Source organism: Streptomyces sp. NPDC002867, from assembly GCF_053591895.1.
Genome location: NZ_JBSFUR010000006.1, coordinates 209,324 through 232,459, shown reverse-complemented (window position 1 = coordinate 232,459; position 23,136 = coordinate 209,324). Strand labels below are relative to the sequence as shown.

Annotated in this window: 13 protein-coding genes; 1 reads left to right on the top strand and 12 read right to left on the bottom strand. The window is 71.8% G+C overall.

Going from position 1 to position 23,136, the window contains the following annotated elements; all coding sequences use genetic code 11:
* Positions 1-2: 2 nt before the first annotated feature.
* The 6 genes from ACWD0A_RS08450 to rplU form a co-directional block, all read right to left on the bottom strand.
* Positions 3-2,054, bottom strand: a complete 2,052-nt coding sequence (locus tag ACWD0A_RS08450) for a hypothetical protein (RefSeq protein ID WP_451295875.1) — start codon at positions 2,052-2,054, stop codon at positions 3-5.
* Positions 2,055-2,222: 168 nt separating this feature from the next.
* Positions 2,223-3,722: a D-ribitol-5-phosphate cytidylyltransferase gene (locus tag ACWD0A_RS08445; protein ID WP_451295873.1), complete on the bottom strand. Its 1,500-nt coding sequence runs from the start codon at positions 3,720-3,722 to the stop codon at positions 2,223-2,225.
* 215 nt (positions 3,723-3,937) lie between these two features.
* On the bottom strand, positions 3,938-5,959 hold the full coding sequence (locus ACWD0A_RS08440) for a glycosyltransferase family 4 protein (protein WP_451295871.1): 2,022 nt from the start codon (positions 5,957-5,959) through the stop codon (positions 3,938-3,940).
* 697 nt (positions 5,960-6,656) lie between these two features.
* On the bottom strand, positions 6,657-8,093 hold the full coding sequence (gene obgE, locus ACWD0A_RS08435; RefSeq protein ID WP_307715515.1) for a GTPase ObgE: 1,437 nt from the start codon (positions 8,091-8,093) through the stop codon (positions 6,657-6,659).
* A 143-nt stretch (positions 8,094-8,236) separates the two neighbouring features.
* Positions 8,237-8,491, bottom strand: coding sequence for a 50S ribosomal protein L27 (gene rpmA / locus ACWD0A_RS08430; protein ID WP_030779398.1), 255 nt, complete (start codon positions 8,489-8,491; stop codon positions 8,237-8,239).
* Between the two features lie 14 nt (positions 8,492-8,505).
* Positions 8,506-8,826 (bottom strand): 50S ribosomal protein L21, encoded by a 321-nt coding sequence (gene rplU, locus ACWD0A_RS08425; RefSeq protein WP_114036861.1) that lies wholly within the window; start codon positions 8,824-8,826, stop codon positions 8,506-8,508.
* A 382-nt stretch (positions 8,827-9,208) separates the two neighbouring features.
* Between rplU and ACWD0A_RS08420 the strand changes: the two genes are divergently transcribed.
* Complete coding sequence (locus ACWD0A_RS08420) at positions 9,209-11,239, top strand: glycosyltransferase (RefSeq protein ID WP_451295868.1); 2,031 nt, start codon at positions 9,209-9,211, stop codon at positions 11,237-11,239.
* 430 nt (positions 11,240-11,669) lie between these two features.
* Here ACWD0A_RS08420 and ACWD0A_RS08415 read toward each other — a convergent pair whose 3' ends face one another.
* The 6 genes from ACWD0A_RS08415 to rodA form a co-directional block, all read right to left on the bottom strand.
* Positions 11,670-15,842 (bottom strand): Rne/Rng family ribonuclease, encoded by a 4,173-nt coding sequence (locus ACWD0A_RS08415; protein WP_451295866.1) that lies wholly within the window; start codon positions 15,840-15,842, stop codon positions 11,670-11,672.
* 233 nt (positions 15,843-16,075) lie between these two features.
* Positions 16,076-16,855, bottom strand: coding sequence for a TIGR03936 family radical SAM-associated protein (locus tag ACWD0A_RS08410; protein ID WP_451295864.1), 780 nt, complete (start codon positions 16,853-16,855; stop codon positions 16,076-16,078).
* A gap of 122 nt (positions 16,856-16,977) precedes the next feature.
* Positions 16,978-18,174, bottom strand: a complete 1,197-nt coding sequence (locus ACWD0A_RS08405) for a hypothetical protein (RefSeq protein ID WP_451295862.1) — start codon at positions 18,172-18,174, stop codon at positions 16,978-16,980.
* Between the two features lie 144 nt (positions 18,175-18,318).
* Positions 18,319-20,244 carry a TIGR03960 family B12-binding radical SAM protein gene (locus tag ACWD0A_RS08400; RefSeq protein ID WP_451295860.1) on the bottom strand — a complete coding sequence of 642 codons (1,926 nt, stop codon included), beginning with the start codon at positions 20,242-20,244 and terminating at the stop codon, positions 18,319-18,321.
* A gap of 53 nt (positions 20,245-20,297) precedes the next feature.
* Positions 20,298-21,815, bottom strand: a complete 1,518-nt coding sequence (locus ACWD0A_RS08395; RefSeq protein WP_451295858.1) for a CYTH and CHAD domain-containing protein — start codon at positions 21,813-21,815, stop codon at positions 20,298-20,300.
* 121 nt (positions 21,816-21,936) lie between these two features.
* Positions 21,937-23,136, bottom strand: a complete 1,200-nt coding sequence (rodA, locus tag ACWD0A_RS08390) for a rod shape-determining protein RodA (protein WP_451295856.1) — start codon at positions 23,134-23,136, stop codon at positions 21,937-21,939.

Here is a 23,136-nt window from a genome sequence, read left to right as displayed (position 1 = left end):
GGTCAGCCGACCGGCGTGTCGTCCAGGCCGGGCGACTGCTCCGCCTCCGACAGACGCTGCAGCACACCGGCGTTGCGGGCCTCGGCCTTGGCCGCCAGGGCCTGCACCGCCGCGTCGAACTGCTCGATGGAGGTCGGCTCGTCCGGGCCGAGCAGGTACTCCTTGAGCTCCTGCCGCGCCGCGGCACGCGGGTCGGCGTCCCGGTCGGCGACGGCGGTGAGCAGCTCGTCGAGCTCGACCGCGCTGTTGGAGAGGATCACCGCGGCGCGCACCGCGGTGTTCTGCCGCTTGAACTCGGCCTCGCCCAGCCCGGCGGAGTCCGTGACCGCGTACGGCTTGCCGCTCGCGATGAAGTCCGATACCACGCTGGAGATGTCCGAGACCATGCCGTCCGACTGGTTGAAGCAGTCGTACAGACGCGGCTGCGGACCGGTGATGACCTTGTGCTCCCACCAGCCGAAGGAGCGCCAGTACGCGGCGTTCCACTCCTCGGCCAGCTTCGCGGTCTCCGCCTCGCGCGCCGGGTCCGCCACGGAGTCGCGCGACTCCTCGGCCTCGTCCCGGCCGACCCGGGTCTGGCCCGACAGCTCGGCGAGCCGTGCCTCGATGCGCTGGAGCTCGGCGCGGGCGGCGGCGTGCTCCTCGGCGTGCGCCGCGGCCTCCTCGACCCACCTCGGCTCGCTCGCGCGCGCCGCGGCGGCCTGCTCGACCATGGCGGTGATCCGCAGGTGCACGGCCCTGGCCTTGGGGTCGCGGGTGCCGGTGAACGGGTGCGGCTTGTAGATCAGGCGCACCGGCTTCTCGGAGTTCAGCAGCCGCTTGACGATGTTCTCGCCGGCCAGCAGCAGGGAGGTGTTGCCGGGGTTGTCGTCCCAGCCCTCCCAGGTGGGGGCGTAGAGCACGGTGGGGATCGGGCCCCGCGGCTTGCCCGTCCAGTGCTCGATGGGGGCGAGCTGCGGACGGCCGACCTCGACGATGTCCTCGCTGAGCACACCGACGTCGGCCAGCGCGTAACGGTCGCGGCCCGCGCGGCCCGCGGTCCACACCTCGTCGTACGCCTTGCTGAACGGGTTGACGCTGGCGAGCTTGTCGCTGTCGCCGTGACCGATGAAGACGTGCTTCATGGTCGGCACGCGGAGCATGTGGATGTTCTTGCCGACATTGGCCGCGTACAGCGCGACGCGCACGGACGACAGGTCCAGGTTCATCAGGTGCACACCTCCCGGCACGCAGAGCACCGGGACCGAGGTGTTGCCGAGCTGCGGCACGATATTGCGCTCGCGCAGGAAGATCAGCGGCCGGCCGCCGAGCTGCGCCATCGTCTCCAGCCACATGTTGACCTGGTACGCCGAGTCCTTGGAGCCGGAGAAGTACAGCATCACGGTCGGCTTGTACTCGCGCAGCCAGGCGTCGATGCCCTCGAGCACCTTCTCCGGCGAGGCCGGCAGCCGGGCGGGACGGAGACCGGGCAGCAGTACAGCGAGATAACCGACGGCGAGCAGCACCGTCAGGCCCAGACCCGCGTATGCGAACGCATTGGCGCCGGTCTCGATCGCGACGATCACGCCGACGAAGGAGAAGACGTCGAGATGCAGCATCTTCTCGGCCGAACGGTTGATCAGGCCGGGCCTCGGGGCGTCGGGAATGCGCACGTGCGAGAGGTCGATGTTGCGGGTGACCACCGGCAGCTTCCGGCGCAGCCGGATCAGCGTGACCATCGCGCCGTGCGGCGCCTGGAGACCGTAGAAGCCGAGAAGGCAGGCGACCGTCACGTAGAAGAGGGCCTCCTCCGCGTACCCCATGCGGGCCAGCAGCAGCACGAGCAGCAGCTGGCGCACGAGGAAGCGGATCGACAGGCCCGCACGGACCTTGGCCAGCCGGTTGACCAGATAGCTGGACCGCTGGTGCAGGTACTGGTCGGCGAGGTAGGTCACGGCGACGGCAGCCGTGAAGAACCAGAGACTGGGGATTATCGCCGCGAGCATGACGCACGGGAATCCGAGCATCAGGAGAATTGCGGCGGCCAGCTCCGATCCGCTGCCCACGCGAGCCATGCGAATGGCTTTCGAAATCACGAAGAACCTGCTCCAGGGGGTGCCGACTGTTTTCCTTGCGAAACCGCTCTGCGGAGGAGGTGTGAAGGACCGGCTCCACAGACTCGGGCCCCCGCAGTGCGCTGTACGGCGACTACAGAGGCCCGAATGTTCGAATGTCCAGAAGTATTACACATCTTCCTGACGGTCCAGGACGGACGCCAGGGCCTGCTCGAACCCGGATGCCTCGGAGGCGCCGCGGGTCGGATCCTGCTGCCGCACGTCGATGACATGACCGGTCAGCGCGGACAGCAGCACGTCGAGCGAGGTTCGGGCCACGGCCTCGGACGACAGCAGCGAACCGGCCGGCTCGGTGCCGAACGCCTTGGTGCGCATCGGGGTGGCGGTGCGCTCCGGGTTCACGCAGTTGACGCGGATGCCGTCGGCGGCCCACTCGTCGGCCAGGGCCTGGGTGAGATTCACCATGGCGGCCTTGGTGGAGGAGTAGAGGCTGTACTCGGCGCGGCCGCGGGTGTAGCTGCTGGAGGTGTACAGCAGCAGTTGACCCTTGGTCTCGGCGAGGTACTTGTGCGAGGCGCGCGCGATCTGCACCGGGGCCAGGTAGTTGACGTTCAGCGCTTCCTGGATGGTCGTGTTGTCCGTCTCGGCCAGCTTGCCGATGCGCAGCACGCCCGCGGTGTTGATGACGTAGTCGATGCGACCGGTCTCGGCGTAGGCCGTGGACAGCGCGTCGTCGACGTGCTCCGGGTTCTCGACGTGGGTGCCGGTGGTCGAGCGGCCGAGCGCGTAGACCTTGGCGCCGTAGGACTCCGCCAGCTTGGCGATGTCCGCGCCGATGCCGTAGGAGCCGCCGAAGACGACCAGGGTCTTGCCCGCCAGCAGCTCGCGGTAGGCGGCCTCGTCGGCCTGTGCGGGAGCGGCGGTGGAGGCCAGCTGGAACAGCTTGTCGGCGATGAAGACGTCGACCGGCTGCGTGACCTTCATGTTGTACTCGTCGCCCGCGACGACGTAGATCGGAACGTCCGGCAGGTACTTCAGCACGACCGAACAGTCGTCTGTCGCCTGGAAGTTCGGGTCGCCGGCCGCGATCTCGTACGCCCTGCGGATCGTCGACAGCTTGAAGGCCTGCGGGGTCTGGCCGCGGCGCAGCCGGGAGCGGTCCGGGACGTCGGTGATGAACTCGCCGTCCTCGCCGTGCGTGCGGGTCACGATGATCGTGTCCGCGGACGGGATGGCGACGTCGACGGCCTGGTAGCGGTCCAGGGCGTCGACGCAGTCCTTGATGACGCGCTCGGAGAGCAGGGGGCGGACGGCGTCGTGGAACAGGACGTTGCGGTCCTCACCCTCGGCCAGGCCCTCGCCGAGGGCCGCGATGGCGCGCTCGGTGGTCTCGTTGCGCGTCGAGCCGCCCTCGATGACCCTGGTGACCTTGGTCAGCCCGGCCTTTGCGACGATCTTCTCGACGTCCGGCACATAGCCCGGCGCCATCAGGACGATGATGTCGTCGATCGACTCCGCCTGCTCGAAGATCGCCAGCGTGTGCTCGATGACGGCCTTGCCTGCGATCTTCAGCAGCTGCTTGGGAATCGACAGACCCACGCGCTGGCCGGTACCACCGGCGAGCACGACAGCTGTGGTTCGGGGTTTGGCTATGTGCTGCACAGACACAGACGACCTACCTTGCGAGGGCTGGGGAACAAAACTGATGGTTGCACTCTCCGTTACCGTCCCGCAAGGCGGGTGACGCCGCACCCACGGGAGGGGGAAACCTGCTGTTCACCCGGTGATCAGGGGTGTTGGCCGAGAATCGCTCATCCGAACGAGTGACTGACACCACACATGTGAGTGGCATGAACCACTCCTGAGCGGGACAAGGCGCTCCGCTACAGATCCACCACGTTGAGTGCGACGTCGTTGGAGAGCGTGTAGTAGACGCGCACACGGACCTTCTTGCGCGGCCGGCCGAGCACCCGCTTGGCCACGGCACGGGCCATGCTCCCCTGGCGCCTCTTGGCCATCACCGTGGGGGGGTAGACGTAGATGCGCTGCTTCATGACCACGTCGTCCAGCACCCGGCCGATCCTGACCGGCCTGGCGTCGGGCGCGTAGCGGATGAAGGCGTCCCACACGTCGTGGGCGGTGGTCTGCGAGGCGGCGGGCACCGTGGAGGAGAAGGAGAAACGGAAGCCGTCCTCGCCGACGCGCTCGCCGGGGAACAGGATCTCGTCCGTGGGCCTGCCGCGGCGGCGCAGCACCAGCGTCGGATCGCCGGCCACCGTCGCCGTGCCGAGCATGCTGCCCTCCAGGGTGACCCGGGAGCCGTGGACCTGGACGTCCGCGGCCTCGGCATGGACCGGCCGGTGCCAGGCGCGCAGCATCAGCGCACCGCCCTTGGCCTTGTCCTCGTACGGGACGAGGTTGCGCACCGGGCCGCCCGGGCTCAGCCGCTCGGCCGCGTGCAGGGCGCCGCGCTGGTCGACCACGCGGGCCGTGACCCGGCCCCGGGCGCCGGCCCCGGCCAGCTCCACGAACACGTTCCACACGCCCTCCGGGAAGACCTCGCCGGCCGGGACGGTCGCGGAGCCGCGCTCGTCGAAGTCGAAGGTCCGCACCTCGGTACGGGCTCCGGTCCGGGTGCACACCAGCCGGGCACCGTTCTCGATGCCCTCCGGCAGCGGCGGGACCAGGCTCACGTCCACCGAGCCGTCGACGGCGACCGCGCAGTCCGCGACCGGGGTTATCCCGGGGATGTGCGCGCGCTGCGCCGCCTCGGCGGCGAGCTCGTCGAAGAGGGCCTCGTACTGCTTGGTGACCACACCGGGGTCGAAGCGGCGCGCGTTGCGCACGGCGGCGGCGGCCATGCGGCGGCGCAGTTCCTCGTCGTCGATCAGCCGCAGGAGCGCCCGGGCGACGGCCTGCGCGTCGCCCACGGGGACGAGCAGGCCGTCGACACCGTCCTCGATGATCTCGCGCGGACCGTAGTCGCAGTCGGTGCTCACCATCGGCACGCCGCAGCGCATCGCCTCCACGAGGGTCATGCCGAACGACTCGTGACGGGACGTCGACGCGGCGATGGCCCCCTTGGCCCACTCGGGCTCGATGGGCGAGTGAGGGCCCATCAGGTGGATCTCGTTGTACAGGCCGAGCTCGTCGATGCGTGCGCGCAGCCTGTCGCGCTGGTCGCCGGAGCCGTAGATGCGCAGGGACCAGCCGGGCCGCTGCCTGACGACCTCGGCGAAGGCGTCGACGAGGACGTGGTACTGCTTCTCGGCGGCGAGCCGCCCGGCCGCGACGACGGTCCTGCCGGTGCCGTCGGAGGGCGGGACGGACGGCTCGGGGACGCTGTTGGGGATCGACAGGACGCGGGTCGTGGGCAGCGGCATCTTCTCGCGCCACACCTTGGCGTCGCCCTCGGAGACGGTGACGAACGCGTCGACGGTGTCGAGGTGTTCGTACATCTCCTCGCGCAGCGCGGCCTTGTGATGGTTGTGCGTCATGTGCTCCTGGCCGATGCGGACGGCGGTGGCCGGAGCGAACTGGGCGACGTAGGCGACGAGGCCGGGGCGGGTGCCGATGACGACGTCCGCGTCGGACGCGGCGTAGTGGGCGCGCACGCGCTCGTCGACGAGGCGGTTGTACTCCTTGTAGCGGGCCTCGGCACGCGGGAAGGCGACGGCCGGCTCGGCGAACAGGGGCTCCTGCCGGTCGGCGCTGCCCTGACGGGTGTCGACGAGGGGCACGACGGTGATGCGCGGGTCCAGGGCGAACGCGGAGTCGTCGCGGTGCCGGAAGACCGAGACGATCTCGACCTCGTGGCGATTGGCCAGTTCCTCCGCCAGATTCAGCGTCGTGCGGATGGTTCCGCCGATCCCGTAAATCGTGTGGATGAGGAAGGAGATCTTCATGGTGCTCCGTTCACTTCTGCTCCGGCCTGCTCCGGGACGAACGGGTAGCCCGTTGCGGCTGCCGGATGCAGACGACCCCTGACCTGACGGGGCAGCAGCCCGGACCACAGTTCACCGTATGCCCGATGTCGCCCGATCGGCCATGATTGAACCTATTCCGGGTGAACGCCCCGCCATCAACCAGGTCAGACGGACAAGGCGGGTGGGAGGTTGTGCGTTTCCGCGAAACGGAGCGGCCGCGCACACGATCGCCGGTCGGCGGCGCCTCGGGCGCCCCGGGGCACACCGCCCCGTCGGCTGCGAGCCCGGGCGCGCGGGCTGCGCTGGGGGCCGTGACGACGGGTCGCGTCGCCGCGGGGGCGGGGATCCGGCGGTCCGCTGTGCGGGTCTTCGGGCGGGGCGGCTGCAGGCACGCGGCTGCACCGGCGGCGGGTGGCGGCCTCGACCGCCTCCCGCGGCAGCCGGACACCCACCCTCCCGGTGACCGCACCCGATTCGGTCCCGGGCACCATGCCGGGGCGCGCCGGGCCCCGAAGGGCCTGCGCGGAGCACCGGCCGGCCCTACCGGGGCCCGCTTCGTACCGCCGGCCCGCCCGGCACCGGGCCCGGGAGCACCCGGTCCGGCCCCGCGGAGCCCGGACGCAGTCCGCCCGGTCAGGCGCGCCTGACCGGGCCGGGAACGACCGGCTGCCCCGTCCTAGAACGGGTCGAAGCCCTCGAACTCCTTCAGCGCCTCGTCGCGCTCCGCCTCGCGGTCGCGGCGGCGCTGCGCCGCCGGGCGCGGGGCCTCGAAGCGGTGGTCCTCACCGCGGCGGCCGAGCATCTCCGCGCCCGCCATCATCGTCGGCTCCCAGTCGAAGACGACCGCGTCGTCCTCGGGGCCGATCGCCACGCCGTCGCCCGCGCGGGCGCCGGCCTTCATCAGCTCTTCCTCGACGCCGAGGCGGCCCAGGCGGTCGGCCAGGTAGCCCACGGCCTCGTCGTTGTTGAAGTCGGTCTGGCGCACCCAGCGCTCCGGCTTCTCGCCGCGCACGCGGAACAGGCCGTCCTCCTCCTGCGTGACCGTGAAGCCCGCGTCGTCGACCGCCTTCGGACGGATGACGATCCGGGTCGCCTCCTCCACCGGCTTGGCGGCCCGCGCCGCGGCCACGATCTCGGCCAGCGCGTACGACAGCTCCTTGAGGCCCTTGTGCGCCACCGCCGACACCTCGAAGACTCGGTAGCCGCGCTCCTCCAGATCCGGGCGGATCATGTCGGCCAGGTCCTGGCCGTCGGGGATGTCGACCTTGTTGAGGACGACGATGCGCGGCCGGTCCTCCAGGCCGCCGTACTGCCGGAGTTCCTCCTCGATGACGTCGAGGTCGGTGGCCGGGTCGCGGTCGGACTCCAGCGTCGCGGTGTCCAGCACGTGCACCAGCACCGAGCAGCGCTCGACGTGGCGCAGGAACTCCAGCCCCAGGCCGCGGCCCTGGCTCGCGCCCGGGATCAGGCCGGGGACGTCGGCGATCGTGTACACGGTCGAGCCGGCGGTCACGACGCCCAGGTTCGGGACGAGCGTGGTGAAGGGGTAGTCCGCGATCTTCGGCTTGGCCGCGCTGAGCACCGAGATCAGCGAGGACTTGCCCGCACTCGGGTACCCCACGAGCGCGACGTCGGCGACGGTCTTCAGCTCCAGGACGACATCGCCCGAGCGGCCGGGCTCGCCGAGCAGCGCGAAGCCGGGGGCCTTGCGGCGCGCCGAGGCCAGCGCCGCGTTGCCGAGACCGCCGCGGCCACCCTCGGCGGCGACGTACGTGGTGCCCTGGCCGACCATGTCGGCGAGCACGTTGCCCTTCTTGTCGAGGACGACGGTGCCGTCGGGCACGGGCAGGACCAGGTCCTGGCCGTCCTTGCCGGAGCGGTTGCCGCCCTCGCCGGGCTTGCCGTTGGTGGCCTTGCGGTGCGGACTGTGGTGGTAGTCGAGCAGCGTGGTCACGGACTGGTCGACGACCAGGATGACGTCGCCGCCGCGGCCGCCGTTGCCGCCGTCGGGCCCGCCGAGCGGCTTGAACTTCTCCCGGTGCACGGAGGCGCAGCCGTGGCCTCCGTTACCCGCGGCGACGTGCAGCTCGACGCGGTCCACGAAGGTGGTCATGGAAGTGCCTCCAGTGATGACGGGGTGCCGCCGACGACAGTGACGCCGGTGACGTACGTACGGAATGTCTGTCTCTCAACACACGAAAGGCGGACCCGCTTCCCGGTCCGGGAAGTGAGGTCCGCCCCTCGCGAAAGATCCGATCAGGCGACCGGAACGATGTTCACAACCTTGCGGCCACGGTGGGTACCGAACTCCACCGCGCCCGGCAGCAGCGCGAACAGCGTGTCGTCGCCACCACGACCGACGCCCGCACCGGGGTGGAAGTGGGTGCCACGCTGGCGGACCAGGATCTCACCGGCGTTGACGACCTGACCGCCGAAGCGCTTCACGCCGAGCCGCTGAGCGTTGGAGTCGCGACCGTTCCGGGTGGACGATGCGCCCTTCTTGTGTGCCATCTCTCCTCAGTCCCTTACTTCGCAGCCGTGGGGATGCCCGTGACCTTGATCGCCGTGTACTGCTGACGGTGACCCTGGCGACGGCGGTAGCCGGTCTTGTTCTTGTAGCGAAGGATGTCGATCTTCGCGCCCTTGTGGTGGTCCACGACCTCGGCCGTGACCTTGATACCGGCCAGCACCCACGGGTCGCTGGTCACGGCGTCGCCGTCGACAACGAGCAGGGTCGAGAGCTCGACCGTGTCGCCAACCTTGGCGGTGGAAATCTTGTCAACCTCAACGATGTCGCCGACAGCAACCTTGTGCTGGCGACCACCGCTGCGCACGATGGCGTACACGCGGATCTCTCTCTCGCTCGGAACGGAACCCCTGATGCCAGCCGCTCACACGGGCGCGGGGCCCGAGACGATCCGGAATGGACGAGCGGCCTCTCCCGGCGGACCGGGAGGAAGGTGCTCAGGGATGGGCGCATAGGGAAACACGCCGAAGGACAAGGTTACGGACCTGCCTGCGGCGGGTCAAACCGGCCCTGTTCAAACCCGCTGGCACCCACCTGTCACCGAAACGTGACGGTTACAGTGCCTCCACATGCATGCAGCGTTTGTAGGATTGGTGCGGACTTTCCTCTGAACACCTCAATAACGGCCATCGAGTCGACCGGGGGGGCTGCGGCTGAGCAGCGACCAGCGCTCGGGCTGCACGCGGAACGGACGACGAGCTTTGACCACCACGCCTGACATCTCGGTGATCATCGGCGCCTACAACGCCATGCCGTACCTCACGAAGACCCTGACCTCCGTGGTCGAGCAGTCGATCGGGCGCGACCGCCTGGAGATCATCACCGTCAACGACGGCTCCACCGACGGTACCGGCAAGGAACTGGAACGCTTCGCCGAGGAGTACCCCGGCCTGTTCCAGGTGTTCCACCAGGAGAACTCCGGCGGCCCCTCGGCCCCTCGCAACAAGGGCCTGGACCACGCGCGGGGCAGGTTCGTGTTCTTCCTGGACGCCGACGACTACCTCGGCGAGGAGGCCCTCGAGCGCATGCTCGCGATGGCCGAGAAGAACAAGACCGACGTGGTGCTCGGCAAGATGAAGGGCGTCAACGGGCGGGGCGCGCCGGCCTCGATGTTCGTACGCAACCAGCCCCGCACCGACGTCTTCAACTCCCGCGTCTACTGGGCGCTCAACCCGCTGAAGCTCATCCGGCGCGAGCTGATCGAGCAGCACAAGCTGCGCTTCCCCCTCGGGTACAAGACCTGTGAAGATCAGCTCTTCACCGGCATGCTCTACCTCAAGGCCGACGGCATCTCGGTCGTCGCCGACTACGACTGCCTGTACATCGTCAAGCGCGACGACGGCGGCAACATCACCACCTCCACGCGCGGCGCCGACAGCCGCATCAAGGTGCTGGAGCTGATGGTCGACCTGGTCGAGAAGCACGTCCCGGCCGGGCCCGACCGAGACGGCCTGATGAACCGGCACCTGTCGATCGACATGTTCCACGCCCTGATCCACCTGGCCAGGGAGTCGGACCCGGAGCTGCAGCAGAAGAACTACGAGCAGCTGCGCGCCCTGCTGGAGCGGTCCTACCCGGACTCGCTCAAGGCCAGGGTGAACGCGATCACGCGGCTGCGGTGCGAGCTCATCCAGCGCGGGATGCTCCAGGAGTCCATCGAGCTGGAGAAGGTCGACCGGCGGCACCGCTCGAGCGGCGAGCAGCCCGGGATCCTCGTCGAGGGCGACCGCGCCTACACCCTGCTGCCGTTCTTCCGCGACGCCGAGCGCGGCATCCCGGACGAGATCTACGACGTCACGGCGGCGCTCCAGGACCGCCACCGGCTGGACTCGGTCGGCATCGAGGACGGCGTGCTGAGGATGACCGGTCACGCCTACCTGCGGCGCGTCCCGCAGGACGTGCCCACCAGCACGGAGCTGGTGCTGCGTGAGCGCGACACCAAGGCCGAGCACCGCTTCCCGACGACGGTCGTGGCCACGCCGGAGCTCGGCGCCGGCAAGGAGGACGCCGGGAAGTACCGCTACCCGCAGGCCGGCTTCGCCGCCGAGATCGACCTGACGAAGGCGGTCGACGGCGGCCGCCTCCCCAAGGGCCTGTGGGACGTCTTCGTCGCCGTCCGGGTCGAGGACGTCGTCAAGGAGATCCGTTTCGGCCACAAGCGCCTGCCCGAGGTGGCCACCACGCCGCAGACGTACGTCGTCGCCGACGGCGAGGAGAACTTCGCGGCCGCGCTGTACTACACGCAGCCGTACAGCAACCTGACGCTCGACGTGGGCGAGAACAAGCACAAGGTCGCGGACAAGCTCCGCATCGAGGGCACCCGCTGGTCGACCACGATCCCCTCGCAGCTGGAGGTCAGCGGCAGCTGGAAGCTCGCCGGGATGCCGGCGGGCGCGCTGGGCGTACGGCTGGAGGGCGACGGCGGCAGGTCCGTGACGGTGCCGGTCACTCCGACGGGTGACAGCGCCTTCACGGCCAGCGTCTCCTTGGAGGGACTCGCCACCGGCTCCTGGACGGTGTCGCTGTGGCTGCCGTCTCAGCGCGGCAAGGGCTGGTCCAAGCCGGTGGGGCCGCAGTCGGCCCTCACCAACACGCGCTGGATCAGCCGCGGCGTCCCGCGCTACGCGGCCGTGGCGAAGAAGCGGAACAAGCTGGTGCTGCGTGTGGGCCGAGTGGCGATCGTGAAGGCGGTGCTGAAGCGCTTCAAGGCGCTGACGTCCGGCAAGCGCTGACCTGACGACGGGGCGCCCGTCGTACGCGGAGGGCCCGTGCCACCGGGGAACCGGTGCCACGGGCCCTGCTGCGTGCGTACTGCGTGAGGCGGCGCGCGTGCGCCGGCCGAACAACCCCTGAGACCCGGCCGGACCGGGACGGTGGGCGCCACCTCGGCCCTCGCGCCCACGGCCCTCGAGGCGTGCACAGAGGGCGTGCGCGACGAGGAGCGGGCAACCCCGCATCGCACCGTCGCATGCGCGCCCTCAGCGGGGGCACGCGCGGCCCGCGCGACCGGCGTGCACAGAGGGCGTGTGCGACCAGGCCGGGCACCGCACCGCACCGGCCCATGCGCGCGGCCTCTGCGGGCGCAGGTCACGCGGCATGCTCCCCGCAAACGCCGACGCGGCCCGCCCCGGTCGAACCGGGGCGGGCCGCGTCGGGAGGTGGCTAGTCCTCGGACGTGGTCGCGGAGACCGACGGGGGCGTCTGTTCAGCCGCCACCGTCTTCTTCGTGGCCCTCTTCGCCGTGGCCTTCTTGGCCGTCGTCTTCTTCGCGGCCGTCTTCTTGGTCGCGGCCGTCTTCTTGGTCGCGGCCTTCTTCGCCGTGGCCTTCTTGGCCGTCTTGCGGGCCGCCTTCTTGGCCACCGGTGCGGCCTCCGGCTCCTCCGCCTCGGGCTCGGCGGCCGTCGGCTCGGGCTCGGCGGCCTTCGGCTCCGCGGCGACCACGACGATCGCGGCCTCCTCGGCACCCGACGGCGAACCGGCCGGGGCGGTGACCTTGCGGGTCACCCGGCGGCGGGCACGCGGCGGAGCCGCGACCGGCGCCTCCTCAGCGAACACGGCCGTGGCCTCCGGCTCGGGCTCCGGCTCCGGCTTCACCGCCGGGGCCACCGTCACCTCGGCCGGAGCCGGAGCGCCGGCCGGGGCCGACACCTGACGCGTGACGCGACGGCGCGTACGGCCCGTGGGAGCCGGCTCGGCGGGAGCCTCCGGCTCGGGCGTGGCCGCGGGCGCGTGCTCGGGCATCGGCTCGGGCACCGCCACCACCGCCGGCTCCGCCGCCTTCGGCGCACCCGCCGGAGCCGACACCTTGCGGGTCGCCCGGCGGCGGCCACGGCCGCGCGACGCGGCGGCCTCGGCCTCCGCGACGCTGCTGTACAGCTCCTCGTCGGGCGCGAAGGCCGGCTCCTCGAGCGCGACCGGGGCGGCCGCCTCGGCGGCGACCTCCTCCTCCGTCTCGATCTCCGGCTCCTCAACCGCCACGGCCTGCGGCTCGACGTGCTCGTGCTCCGCGGCCGCACCCCCGCGGCCGCGCTTCTTGGAGCGCTTGCCGCCACCGCCACCGGCGGCGGACGGCTGCTCCATGTGCACGATCACACCGCGCCCGTTGCAGTGGACACAGGTCTCCGAGAACGACTCCAGCAGCCCCTGGCCGACCCGCTTGCGGGTCATCTGCACCAGACCCAGCGACGTCACCTCGGCCACCTGGTGCTTGGTGCGGTCGCGGCCCAGGCACTCCAGGAGCCGGCGCATGACCAGGTCCCGATTGGACTCCAGCACCATGTCGATGAAGTCGACGACGACGATGCCGCCCAGGTCGCGCAGCCGCAACTGGCGCACGATCTCCTCGGCCGCCTCCAGGTTGTTCCTGGTGACGGTCTCCTCGAGGTTGCCGCCCTGACCCGTGAACTTGCCGGTGTTGACGTCGACGACGACCATGGCCTCGGTCTTGTCGATCACCAGCGAGCCGCCGCTCGGCAGCCAGACCTTGCGGTCCAGGGCCTTCATCAGCTGCTCGTCGATCCGGTTGACCGCGAAGACGTCGACCTCGCTGGTCCACCGCTGCAGGCGGTCGACCAGGTCGGGCGCCACGTGCGACACGTAGCCGTGGATGGTCTCCCACGCCTCGTCACCGCTGACGATGACCTTCGAGAAGTCCTCGTTGAAGATGTCGCGGACGACCCGGACGGTCATGTCCGGCTCGCCGTAGAGCAGCGTCGGGGCGTTGCCGCTCTTCGCCTTCTTCTGGATCTCCTCCCACTGCGCCTGCAGACGCTCGACGTCACGGCGCAGCTCGTCCTCGCTCGCCCCCTCGGCGGCGGTGCGCACGATGACGCCCGCGTCCTCGGGAACGATCTTCTTGAGGATCGTCTTCAGCCGGGCGCGCTCGGTGTCGGGCAGCTTGCGGCTGATACCGGTCATCGAGCCCTCGGGCACGTAGACCAGGTAGCGGCCGGGCAGCGAGACCTGGCTGGTCAGGCGGGCGCCCTTGTGACCGATCGGGTCCTTGGTCACCTGGACCAGCACCGACTGGCCGGACTTGAGGGCGGCCTCGATACGGCGCGGGCCGTTGGCCATGCCCAGCGCCTCGAAGTTCACCTCGCCCGCGTACAGGACGGCGTTGCGGCCCTTGCCGATGTCGACGAAGGCGGCCTCCATGGACGGCAGGACGTTCTGCACCTTGCCCAGGTAGACGTTGCCGACGTAGCTGGTGGCCTGCTCCTTGTTGACGTAGTGCTCGACGAGCACGTCGTCCTCGAGGACGCCGATCTGGGTGCGCTCGCCGCTCTGGCGGACGACCATCACGCGCTCGACGGCCTCGCGGCGCGCCAGGAACTCCGCCTCGGTGATGATCGGCACCCGGCGGCGGCCCTGCTCGCGGCCCTCGCGGCGACGCTGCTTCTTCGCCTCCAGACGGGTCGAGCCCTTGATGGACTGGACCTCGTCGCTCGGCTCTTCCTTCTTGCGGGGCTCACGGACCTTGACGACCGTAGGGACGCCGTCCTCGTCGGCGGCCTCGGGCTCGCCGGCCGCGTCACCGCTGCGACGGCGACGGCGACGGCGGCGGCGGCTGCTGCTGGTCCCGGCGGCGGACGGCGTGCCGGCCTCGTCCTCGTCCTCGGCCTCCTCCTCCGCTTCCTCGGCGGCGGCCTCGGCCTCCTCGGCCTCCTCCTCCACGGACTCGTCCACGTCGGCGGCCTCACCGCGGCGGCGGCGACGGCCCCCGCGGCGGCGACGGCGCGACGGCCGGTCCTCGTACTCGTCGGCCTCCTCGCCCTGCGCGGCCTCCGCCTGCTCGGGCTCGGCCTCCTCCTCGGCCGGAACGGCCTCGGCGGCGGGGGTCTCGACGGGCTCGGCGGGCTCGCCGCGGCGACGGCGGCGACGGCGGCCCGCGGGCTGCTCGGGGGCCGCGGTCTCGGTGACCGCCTCGGCGAACTCTTCTTCCTCCTCCGGCTCCGGGGCGCTCGCGGCAGCGGCAGCGGCGGCCGCGGCGGTCTCCGGGGTCTGGAACATCGGTTCGGCGAAGACCGGGGCCTGGAAGGTGGGCACGGCGGGTCGCGCACGGCGGCCGCGCGCGGGCGCCTCGGCCTCATCGGCCGGTGCGGCGGCCCGCTGCTGCGGGGTGGTGAACTCGGGCGACACGGCACGCCGGCGCGTGCGGCCACGGCTGGCGGCCTTCTCCGCGGCGGCGACCTGCGCCTCGGCGGCGGCGATCTGCTCGACGGCGCTCTCGGGCAGGCTCTCGCCCGCCTCGGCGGCCTGCTCGTCGGCCTCGGCGGCGGCCGGGGCACCGGCGGGCGCGGTGGCCTTACGGGCGGCGCGGCGCGTACGCGGGGCGGGCTCCTCCGTCTCGGCCCGGACCTCTTCGGCGGCCGGCGCCTTCGGGGCACCCGCCGGGGCGGACGCACGACGGCGGCGGCGCGGCGCGGCCACCTCGGCGGCCTCGGGCTCGGCGGCCTCCGCCGACGGAACGGCGGCAGCGGTGTCGGCGGCCTCGGCGGTTTCCGGGGCGCCGGCCGGAGCCGTCGCCTTGCGCGTCGCACGGCGGCGGGTACGCGGCGCGGGGGCCTCCGCCTCCGTGTCGACGGCCGTGGCCGCGGTCTGCGGAGCCTCCGCCGACTCGGTCTCCGCGACCTGCGGCGCACCGGCCGCAGCCGTCGCCTTGCGCGTCGCACGCCGACGGGTACGCGGCGCGGGAGCCTCGGCGCTCTCGCCCACCACTGCGGAGACGCCCGCCACAGCGGGCACGACGGCCTGGGCGGCCTCCGCCAGCGTGGGCTGGTCCTCCTGCGCTTCGGCGGCCTTGGGCGCACCGGCCGGGGCGGACGCCCGGCGCCGCGTGCGGCGAGGAGCGGCGGCCTCGGCGGTGACGACCGGCTCGGCGGTCTCCTCGGCCTCAAGGGTCTCGGTGGCCTCCTCGGCCTCGGCCTCGGCCGGAACGGCCTCCGCCTGCGCCGGGGCGGCAGCAGGCGCGGTGGCCTTACGGGTGGCGCGGCGGCGCGTACGCGGCGCGGGCGTCTCCTCGGACTCGTCCGCGGCCGGCTCCGCGGCCTCGGGCGCGCCCGCCGGAGCGGTCGCCTTGCGCGTGGCGCGTCGGGTGCGCGGCGCGGCCGCGTCTGCGGCCTCTGCGGCGGCCTCCGGGGCAGCGGCCTCGGGGCTCTCCGCCGTAACGGCGGCAGCGGTGTCGGCGGCCTCGCTCAGGGCAGCGGTGTCCGCCGCGCCCGGCGGCCCGGCGGGACGCGACGCGGCGCGCCTGCGGCGCGGCGGCAGCGTGTCGCTGGGGGTGATGTGTTCTTGGTTGTTGTCTCCGGCAGCGCCGGATCCGATCGGCTCGAGCATGCGGGCATTTCTCCCGTCGCGCTCCCGGGCGCCGCGCCTGGTCCGGTCCGGCCGCGGCCCGCGTGATGTGCGCGGTGCCGCCGTCCGGGGCGCGGGCGCCGCACGGGAGCTGATGTCTGGCTCGCCGGTTCCCTACGCGATGTACGTACGGCCTGGCGAAAGTCTTCTGTGTCAATGCGCGGCCCGGCTCAGGTGGCTCCCGAGTGTCCAGAGCCGCGCTACGACGACCGTCCTTACGCGGCGGGACCTTCCGGCGCCGTCGCAGGGGCTGTCCCGGCGGCCATGGGTGGAGCGGCCGGGGCTGCCTCGCGGTCGGGCGCGAGCGGGTCGGTCACCGTGCCGGACTCCTCGTCGAAGAGCCCCTGCGCCAGCCTGGTCACCGCTGCGGGGACCGGCGGCGCCAGGTCGGCCACAGCTCGGAGACCGGACAGGACGTCGTCGGGTCGTACGGCAGGTGTCACGTGCCGAACAACCAGCCGCAGTATCGCACAGGGCCCCTCTCCCGGCCTATCAGGCTGGGGACGACCCGCCTGCAGGTCGGCGACGGCACCCCGCGCGTCGAAGGTCCGCATGCCGTTCTTCGTCTTCCGCTGGACGTCGACCGTCTCGGCGGCGAGGAACGCGGTCACGGCATTCTCGGCGGTCTGCGGCTCGACGCCGTCCAGCCGCATCTCCCACACGGACGCGGTGAGCCGGTCGGCCAGACCCGAGGTGCGGGCCTCGACGGCGTCGGTGATGTCGAGTCCGTCCGGCAGCGACTCGTCGAGCAGCTCGCGCAGCTTGTCGGGGTCGCGGTGCTCGGTGAGGGCGATCTCCAGGTACTCGGCCTCGCTGCCCGTGCCGGTGGGTGCGGCATTGGCGTACGACACTTTCGGGTGCGGGGTGAAGCCCGCCGAGTACGCCATGGGCACCTCGGCGCGCCGCAGCGCACGCTCGAAGGCGCGCTGGAAGTCACGGTGGCTGGTGAACCGGAGGCGGCCGCGCTTGGTGTAGCGCAGACGGATGCGCTGCACCGCAGGTGCGGGCGGCGGGCCTTCGGGCTGTCGCTTGCCCAGTGGTTCTTCTCCTCGGTGCGGAGCGGGCGCGGGTGGCGCGCCGCCCTCGGACGTGGGGGGTTCCCTCGGGGCCGGCCGGCTCACCCCTGCTTGCGCAGGGAGATCTCGGTCTCGGCCGCCACGCCGGGAACGGTCTGTGGTTGTTGCGTATCACCCAGGTTACGCGCCCGGCGCGCCGCGCCCGTCATGGGAGTCGCGGGCTCCGGGTACACGGTCCCGCCGCCCAGGGCGCGCCATGCGTCGCGGCGGGCCCGGCGCAGGGTCAGACGCGCCGAGGCGAACGCGGCGCGCACGGTCCGTCCGGTCTCGACGGCGGCCCGTGCGGCCGGGCGCCAGACGGCGTCGCGCACGAAGTGCCCGACGGGCGTGCACACACCGCGGTAGAACCAGCGCGCCGGACGGCCCGCGAGGTTCCACGCGAGCCACTTCAGCCCCCGGCCGACGGCACGCGACACGTACCCGGCGAACTGCCACGCGAGCCGGAGGGCCGCGACGGTCTCCCTGCCGATCGGCGCGAGGACGTAGCGGTACACCCAGGCCGCCGGCGCCACCACCAGGTGGACGAGGAGCCGAACGATGCCGTGCCCGAGCGGGGTGAGCACGTGCCGGTAGAGCCACTCGGCGGGCAGGACCAGCCCGTACCGGCAGATCCACACGACCGGGACGACGAGCCCGTACGTCACCACCGGCACGACCACGTACCGCCACAGCGCCACCCACGGCCACACGAACAGCGCCTTGCCGAGCCATCCGAGGACGGCCGCGACGCCGCGCCCGAGCGGGGCGAGAACGTGCCGGTGCAGCCACACGAGCGGGGCGACCAGCAGGTTCGCCACCATCCACACCAACGGCGCGACCAGCAGGTTCGCCACGGCCCACGCGATGCCGCGGCCGAGCGGGGTCAGCACGTGCCGGTACAGCCACACGACCGGGACGACGAGTCCGTACGTCACCACCGGCACGACCACGTAGCGCCACAGCGCCACCCACGGCCACACGAACAGCGCCTTGCCGACCGGGATCAGCACATGGCGCAGGACGGCGCTGCCCAGCCGGGCGAGCGCGCGGCCGGCCGGCCGCAGCAGGCTCCGGTGCAGCGCCCGCCCGCAGACGGCGAGGACGTCCCAGACCATGCGGACGGGGACGACCAGGAGCACGACGACGATCCGCAGCGGGATCCGGATGACCTGCGCGAGGCAGCCGTCCCCGGGCTCGTACTCCTCGACCGCGCCGTACCGCTGCCGCACATCCGCCGTCGGCGGCTTCTCGTACTCCATGCAGGACAGGACGCAGCAGGGCCCCGTCCGGATCCGGTCCCCCGGCCCCCGCTTCCCGCCCGCAGCGAACGAGGGCCCGGCCGCAGGGTCTCCCCTGTGGCCGGGCCCTCCCCCGAGCCGGGGGGATCGAGCACTAATCGAGCACTACTTGACGACGGTCAGCGGCAGCAGCTTCTTGCCCGTCGGACCGACCTGGATGTGCGTGTCCATCTGCGGGCACACACCGCAGTCGAAGCACGGCGTCCAGCGGCAGTCCTCGACCTCGGTCTCGTCGAGCGCGTCCTGCCAGTCCTCCCAGAGCCAGTCCTTGTCGAGACCGGAGTCCAGGTGGTCCCAGGGCAGGACCTCCTCGTACGTACGCTCACGCGTCGTGTACCAGTCGACGTCGACGCCGAACTCCGGCAGCGCCTTCTCGGCGCAGGCCATCCAGCGGTCGTACGAGAAGTGCTCGCGCCAGCCGTCGAAGCGGCCGCCGTCCTCGTAGACGGCGCGGATGACGGCGCCGACGCGGCGGTCACCGCGGGAGAGCAGGCCCTCGACGATGCCCGGCTTGCCGTCGTGGTAGCGGAAGCCGATCGAGCGGCCGTACTTCTTGTCGCCCCGGATCTTGTCGCGCAGCTTCTCCAGCCGCGCGTCCGTCTCCTCGGCCGACAGCTGCGGCGCCCACTGGAAGGGGGTGTGCGGCTTGGGCACGAAGCCGCCGATCGACACCGTGCAGCGGATGTCGTTGGACTTCGAGACCTCGCGGCCCTTGGCGATGACGTTCGCCGCCATGTCGGCGATCTGGAGCACGTCGTCGTCGGTCTCGGTCGGCAGGCCGCACATGAAGTACAGCTTCACCTGACGCCAGCCGTTGCCGTACGCCGTGGCGACGGTGCGGATCAGGTCCTCCTCCGAGACCATCTTGTTGATGACCTTGCGCATGCGCTCGGAGCCGCCCTCGGGGGCGAAGGTGAGGCCGGACCGGCGGCCGTTGCGCGTCAGCTCGTTGGCCAGGTCCACGTTGAACGCGTCGACACGGGTCGACGGGAGGGACAGGCCGATCTTGTCGTCCTCGTACCGGTCGGCGAGGCCCTTGGCGATGTCGCCGATCTCGCTGTGGTCCGCGGAGGACAGGGAGAGCAGGCCGACCTCCTCGAAGCCCGTCGCCTTGAGGCCCTTGTCCACCATCTCGCCGATGCCGGTGATGCTTCGCTCCCGTACGGGGCGCGTGATCATGCCGGCCTGGCAGAAGCGGCAGCCGCGGGTGCAGCCGCGGAAGATCTCGACGGACATCCGCTCGTGGACGGTCTCCGCGAGCGGGACCAGCGGCTGCTTGGGGTAGGGCCACTCGTCGAGGTCCATGACGGTGTGCTTGGACACCCGCCACGGCACGCCCGACCTGTTCGGCACGACACGGCCGATGCGGCCGTCGGGCAGGTACTCGACGTCGTAGAACGCGGGGATGTAGACGCTGCCCGTCTTCGCGAGGCGGAGCAGGACCTCCTCGCGGCCGCCGGGCCGGCCCTCCGCCTTCCAGGCACGGATGATCTCGGTCATGTCGAGCACGGCCTGCTCGCCGTCGCCGACGATCGCCGCGTCGATGAAGTCCGCGATCGGCTCGGGGTTGAACGCGGCGTGTCCGCCGGCGAGCACGATCGGGTCGTCGATCGTGCGGTCCTTCGACTCCAGCGGTATGCCCGCGAGATCGAGCGCCGTGAGCATGTTGGTGTAGCCGAGTTCGGTGGAGAAGCTGAGCCCGAAGACGTCGAACGCCTTGACCGGGCGGTGGCTGTCCACGGTGAACTGCGGGACGCGGTGCTCGCGCATCAGCTCCTCGAGGTCCGGCCACACGCTGTAGGTGCGCTCGGCGAGCACGCCCTCGCGCTCGTTCAGTACCTCATAGAGGATCATGACGCCCTGGTTGGGGAGTCCGACCTCGTACGCGTCGGGGTACATGAGCGCCCAGCGGACGTCGCAGGCGTCCCAGTCCTTGACGGTGGAGTTGAGTTCTCCGCCGACGTACTGGATCGGCTTCTGGACATGCGGGAGAAGCGCTTCCAGGCGTGGGAAGACCGACTCGACAGGCATCGTGGTGTCTCTCGTGAGCGGACAGGGGGTGACCATCAAGCGTACCCCGACGCTCAGCCGGTCAGATCCGCCCGCAGTCCGGGGGACGTCGCCCGCTCCCACACCTGCGGCAGCTCGGCCTCGCGCTCCGTGGCGCGGGCCGACTCCTGGCCGTACAACAGGCCCCAGGTGAACGACGGCTCGCCCGCCGCGTTCGCCGCGATCGCCAGGTCGCGCAGTGCCCGGCGGGCGACGACGCTGTCCTGGTGGTCGCCGAGGACCTTCTGCACGGCCTTCATCCGCTTGGCGAACCGCCGCGCCGGGCGGCCCAGCGCCTGCGTCGCCGCCTCAGCCGCGTACCGGGCCCGCTTGGCGGCCTTGCGCGCGTCGTGCAGGGCCACGTCCCTCTCCTGGCCGGCGGGGAGGGCGAGGGCGTGCTCGACGCGGCGGGACAGCCGGTCGTACTCCTTCAGCACCGCGTCCGGCAGCGCGGCGTCGGCCGCCTTGCCGGCGGCCTTCAGCAGCGGAGGGCTCGCGAGCAGGGCGTCGAGGCAGGAGAGGAGGGCCAGGTAGCGCGCGCTGTCGAGGGCGGCGACCGCCGTGCCGCGGGCCTCGGCCTCCCCGGCGACCGACCATGCCTTCAGGCGCGCGGCGACCGGTCCGAGCACCAGGGTGTCGGGCAGCGCGCCGATGCCGGACCGGAGCCGCTCGGCGAGGACCTCCTGGTCACGTGCGACGCCGAGTTCCGCGGCGAGCCACTTGAGCTCGTCGATCACGGGCCGGGTGGCATCGCGGTCGAGGATCTTCCGGTACGTGCGCAGGGCGCTGCGCAGCCGCCGGGTGGCGACGCGCATCTGGTGCACGGCGTCGGGCACGTCCCGGCGGACGCCGGGGTCGTGGGCGACGAGCGCGTCGCGCTGTTCCCGCAGGTAGCGCAGGATGTGGTCGCCGGCGGTGCGCGGGGTGGGCCCTTCGGGGCGCGGCGCCGGGGCGGCGCCGGTGCCGGCGAGGGCCCTGGCGAGCTTGGACGGCGCCGTGGACCTGCGCACTCCGGCTTTGCGGAGCTTCTTGTCGACGGCATCGAGGAACGCGGGGTCGCCGCCGTCGGCGAGTTCGACCTCGATCTCGTCCCAGCGGACGACGCCGTCGCCGCCCGGCGGCCGTTCGGCGTGCACCTCGTCCCTGCTGAGCTCGGCGAGGAGGGCGCCGTCGGCGTCGAGCAGGTGGCGCACGGCGCGGACGGAGCGCAGGCGGACGACCGGATCGAGCGCGGCCTCGCGCGTGTACACGCGCACGAGCGCGGCGAGTTCGCCCGGGACGTCGTCGGAGAGGGGCGCGCTGATCTCGTCGCGGACGCCGGGGGCGACGGGCAGTTTGAGGTGCCAGCCGGCGTCGGCTCCGCCGGTTCTGCGCCGCAGGGTGACGGAGGCCGCCGCGAGCCGCAGGTCACCCGTGTCGTAGTAGACGGCGTCGAGCTCGTCGACGCCTCGCTCCCGGACGCCGGCGACTCCGGCCACCTGTGTCAGATCCGGCAGCCGGGTGTCGGGGCTGGCGTCGTACTTCCGCTCGATCTCGCGCTTGGTGTCCGCCATGCCACGAATCTAGTCGCCCGCGCGCCGCGGCGGCAGACCGCCGGTGAACGCGCGTACGCCCGGCCCTCCACGGACCTGCCGGGCCGGGGAACGACCGGGGGCCGTCCCCCTCCCCATCGGGCTATGCGCTTATCGGGCGCTGGACCCGGATCGACTGGAGCAGGCCCACCGCGATCCAGACCGCGAACATGGACGTGCCTCCGTACGACACGAACGGCAGCGGCAGGCCGGCCACCGGCATGATGCCCATCGCCATGCCGATGTTCTCGAAGGACTGGAAGGCGAACCAGGCGATGATCCCGGCCGCGACGATCGTGCCGTACAGCTCGGTCGTCTCCCGCGCGATGCGGCAGGCACGCCACAGCACGACGCCGAGCAGCGCCAGGATCAGGCCGGCGCCGAGGAAGCCCAGTTCCTCGCCGGCGACCGTGAAGATGAAGTCGGTCTGCTGCTCGGGCACGAACTGCCCCGTGGTCTGGTGGCCGTTGAACAGCCCGGCTCCGTACAGTCCGCCGGAACCGATCGCGATCCGTGCCTGGTTGGTGTTGTAGCCGACGCCGGCGGGGTCGAGTTCGGGATTGGCGAAGGCGGCGAAGCGGTTGATCTGGTACTCGTCGAGCAGTCCGAGCGCGGCCACCAGGGCCGCCCCCGCGGCGCCCGCGCCGATGAGGCCGAGGATCCAGCGGTTGGAGGCGCCCGAGGCGAGCAGGACGCCGAGCACGATCACGACCATGACCATCACGGAGCCGAGGTCCGGCATCAGCATGGTGATCGCCATCGGCACGACCGCGAGGCCGAGCGACTTGGCGACCGTGCGGTGGTCGGGATGGAGCTGGTCGCCCGCGTCCACACGGGCGGCGAGCATCATCGCCATCACGAGGATGATCGTGATCTTCACGAACTCGGACGGCTGGAGCGACAGGCCGCCGATGACGAGCCAGGCGTGGGCGCCGTTGATCGTGGCGCCGAGCGGGGTGAGCACCAGCAGCACGAGCACCACGGACAGTCCGTAGAGCACGGGCACCGCGCCACGCAGCATGCGGTGGCCCAGCCAGATCGTGCCCACCATCAGTGCGAAGCCGATGCCGATGTTCAGGCTGTGCCGGACCAGGAAGTGGTACGGGTCGCCGTGGTTGAGCTCGGTGCGCCCTCGGGTCGCCGACCACACCAGCAGGGTGCCGACGACGGACAGGGCGATCGCCGAGCACATCAGCGGCCAGTCGAGCCTGCGCGCCATCGAGTCGCGCGCACTCAGGCGGGTCCACAGACCACCGCGCTCGGGGCCGTATCCGGAGACGGAGAAACCGCCTGCGCCTGTCAT

Coding starts and splice junctions, on each gene's coding strand:
- ACWD0A_RS08450 (WP_451295875.1), bottom strand. CDS start 2,054: ATGGCTCGCGTGGGCAGCGGATCGGAGCTGGCCGCCGCAATTCTCCTG.
- ACWD0A_RS08440 (WP_451295871.1), bottom strand. CDS start 5,959: ATGAAGATCTCCTTCCTCATCCACACGATTTACGGGATCGGCGGAACC.
- obgE (WP_307715515.1), bottom strand. CDS start 8,093: ATGACCACCTTCGTGGACCGCGTCGAGCTGCACGTCGCCGCGGGTAAC.
- rpmA (WP_030779398.1), bottom strand. CDS start 8,491: ATGGCACACAAGAAGGGCGCATCGTCCACCCGGAACGGTCGCGACTCC.
- ACWD0A_RS08415 (WP_451295866.1), bottom strand. CDS start 15,842: ATGCTCGAGCCGATCGGATCCGGCGCTGCCGGAGACAACAACCAAGAA.
- ACWD0A_RS08405 (WP_451295862.1), bottom strand. CDS start 18,174: ATGGAGTACGAGAAGCCGCCGACGGCGGATGTGCGGCAGCGGTACGGC.
- ACWD0A_RS08400 (WP_451295860.1), bottom strand. CDS start 20,244: ATGCCTGTCGAGTCGGTCTTCCCACGCCTGGAAGCGCTTCTCCCGCAT.
- ACWD0A_RS08395 (WP_451295858.1), bottom strand. CDS start 21,815: ATGGCGGACACCAAGCGCGAGATCGAGCGGAAGTACGACGCCAGCCCC.
- rodA (WP_451295856.1), bottom strand. CDS start 23,136: ATGACAGGCGCAGGCGGTTTCTCCGTCTCCGGATACGGCCCCGAGCGC.